Genomic DNA, 3,312 nt, shown 5'->3' with positions numbered 1-3,312 from the left:
CACCGAACCCGACGACACCGGCACCTCAAGGCCGCGCAGGAAATCGCCCCGCTCCCGGCCGAAGACCACCGCCCGATGCTCATGCACAGCACGCCCCGAGAGCAGCTTCGTGCCACTCACGCCGAAGGAGGAGACTCCCGCGCGGCGCGGGACGTCCGCGCGCTCGGCCCACTCGCGGGACTCCGTAAGCAGCTCAACAGCACCCGCCGACCAATCCACATGCGTGCTCGGTCGGTCGACGTGGAGCGTCTGCGGAAGCACACCCTCGCGCATGGCCATGACCATCTTGATGACGCCGGCGACACCGGCGGCGGACTGGGTGTGGCCGATGCCCGCGTTGGCCAGGGCGGCGCGGATGACGCGCTGCTGGGAGGGGCCGTTGGGGGCGGTGAGGCCGTTGCTGGCGCCGTCCTGGTTGACGGCGGAGCCCCGTACGACAGCCAGGACTTCGTGGCCCTTGCGGCGGGCGTCCGACAGGCGCTCCAGGAGCAGCAGGCCCACGCCTTCGCCCCAGCCGGTGCCGTCCGCCGCCTCGGCGAACGCCTTGCAGCGGCCGTCGGCGGCCAGGCCGCGCTGGCGGCTGAACTCGATGAAGGCGCCGGGGTTGGACATGACGGTCACGCCGCCGGCGAGCGCGAGGTCGCACTCGCCCTGGCGCAGTGCCTGCGCGGCCAGGTGCATCGCGACGAGCGAGGACGAGCAGGCCGTGTCGACGGTCACCGCCGGGCCTTCGAGGCCGAACGAGTAGGCGAGGCGGCCGGAGATGACGCTCGTCGCGCCGCCCGCCAGCAGGTAGCCCTCCACGCCCTCGGGGGTCTGCCGCAGGCCGGAGCCGTAGCCCTGCGAGGACGCGCCGACGAACACGCCCGCCTGGCTGCCGTGCAGGGTCGAAGGATCGATGCCCGCGCGCTCGAACAGCTCCCAGGAGGTCTCCAGGAGCAGCCGCTGCTGCGGGTCCATGGCGAGGGCCTCGCGCGGCGAGATGCCGAAGAAGACGGGGTCGAACTGGTCGGCGTCGTAGAGGAATCCGCCCTGGCGGGCGTAGCTGGTGCCCCGGTTCTCAGGGTCGGCGTCGTAGAGGGCCTCGAGGTCCCAGCCGCGGCCGCCGGGGAACTCGGACATCGCGTCCTGACCCTCGGCGAGCAGCCGCCACAGGGCTTCGGGGCTGGCGACTCCGCCGGGGTAGCGGCAGCTCATCGAGACGATCGCGATCGGGTCGTCGTCAACGCCCGCGGCACGCTCAGGCCGGTGGCCGTCGCGATGCGGTTGCGGACCTCGACCGCCGTCAGCGAGTCGAAGCCCAGCTCGCGGAAGGCCCGCGTCGGCTCGACCGCTTCCGCACCCGCGTAGCCGAGGACCGAGGCAGCCTGTCCGCGTACGAGGTCGAGGAGCTGACGCTCCTGCTCCGCCGTTGCGAGACCGGCGAGCCGCTCGGCCCACGCGGAGCCCGGAGCGCCCTGCTCGTCCGCGCCGGACCGCGTGCCCTCGGGCTCGGCGAGCGCGCGCCGCACCTCCGGCAGGTCGCTGATGAGGGCGCTGGGCCGTGCCGAGGTGAACGAGGGCGCGAACCGCTCCCAGTCCAGGTCGGCCACGGCCAGGAACGTCTCGTCGTGCGCCACTGCCCGGGCGAGCGCGGCGATCGCCCGCTCCGGCGCCATCGCGGCCAGGCCGCGGCGGCGCAGGTGCTCCGCGCCCTCGTCCCCGGCCATGCCGCCACCGGCCCACAGGCCCCAGGCCACGGAGGTCGCGGTGAGGCCGCGCGTGCGCCGGGCCTCGGCGAGCGCGTCGAGGTAGGCGTTGGCGGCCGCGTAGGCGCCCTGACCGCCGCCGCCCCACACACCGGAGTTCGACGAGAAGAGCACGAAGGCGTCGAGCTCTGCGGAGTCCAGAAGCTCGTCCAGGTGCGCGGCGCCCGCCGTCTTCGCGCCGAACACCTCCGCGATGTCGGCGGCGGACATGTCGTCGAGGGGCTGCGTCTGCCCGACGCCCGCCGTGTGGAACACGGAGCGCAGGGTGTGCCCCGCCGACGTCAGCTCGTCCAGGAGTCGTACGACGGCATCGCGGTCGGCCACGTCGCAGGCCGCGAAGGTGACTGCCGCACCCAACTCCTCCAGTTCGGCACGGAGTTCGGCAGCACCAGGGGCGTCCGGGCCGCGACGGCTGGTGAGCACCAGGTGCTCGGCGCCTTCGCGGGCCAGCCAGCGGGCCACGTGCCCGCCGATCGCACCCGTACCACCGGTGATCAGTGCGGTGCCGCGCGGTGCCCACTGCTTGGCCTGCTTGGCCTGCTCGGTCGGCTCGGACCGTACGAGGCGGCGTACGACGACGCCGGTGCCGCGCACGGCGAGCTGGTCCTCGCCGTCGACTCCCGCGAGGGCGGCCGTGAACCGCGCGCCCGCCCGGGTGTCGTACGACTGCGGCAGATCGATGAGACCGCCCCAGCGGTCCGGGTACTCCAGGGCCACGACCCGGCCGAGACCCCACAACTGGGCCTGCGCCGGACTCTCCACCCGATCACTGCGACCAGTCGACACCGCACCCCGGGTCACGGACCACAACCGCGCCCCGACACCCGCGTCACCAAGAGCCTGCACCAACGCCACGGTCCCGGCCAGCCCCACCGGCACACCCACATACTCCGCATGCGCCGACTCCTCGAAACCAAGCAGCGACACCACACCAGCGAACTCCGCACCAGCAACACCACGCACCCGGGCAGCCAGCGCCTCACGCGTCAACTCCGCATCCGTGACGCACAGTTCAACGACCTCAGCACCGGCCCGCCACGACGACAGCACCGGGAGCACGGCGCCGAGTTCGGCGGCGGAGCCGTCCGCCACCTCCAGCTCGGCCGCCAGCTGCTCCAGGTCCTCGCGCTCGACGGCCTCCCAGAAGCGCGCCTCGACCTCGTCCACGGCGACGGCGGGCTCGGCGTCGTCGGCGGTCGCGAACTCGGGCCAGTAGTGCTGCCGCTGGAAGGCGTACGTGGGCAGGTCGGCGATGATGCGCGCGCCGGGGAGGAGGGCCTTCCAGTCCAACTCGGCGCCATGGACGTGGGCTTCGGCGAGGGATGCCGTGAGGCGGTCGGCGCCGCCTTCGTCACGGCGGAGGGAGCCGAGAGTGGCAGCCGGGCTGTCCGTGGCGTCGATCGTCGCCTGGACGGGGACCGTGAGCACCGGGTGGGGGCTCATCTCCAGGAACAGGCCGTGTCCTTCGGCGAGGAGGCCTCGGGTGGCGTGCTCGAACAGGACCGTCTGGCGGAGGTTGCGGTACCAGTACCCGGCATCCATGGACGTGTTGGCGTCCAGCCAG

Annotated in this window: 1 pseudogene; it reads right to left on the bottom strand. The window is 73.3% G+C overall.

Annotated elements, in window-relative coordinates:
- Positions 1–3,290, bottom strand: a pseudogene (locus IG74_RS50610) (SDR family NAD(P)-dependent oxidoreductase); the annotation flags it as partial.
- Between the last annotated feature and the right edge of the window lie 22 nt (positions 3,291–3,312).

It is taken from the genome of Streptomyces sp. NRRL B-1347 (assembly GCF_000720325.1).
Taxonomy (GTDB): Bacteria; Actinomycetota; Actinomycetes; order Streptomycetales; family Streptomycetaceae; genus Streptomyces.
The sequence above is the reverse complement of the archived record's forward strand: the minus strand, read 5'-3'. Positions and strand labels throughout refer to the sequence as shown.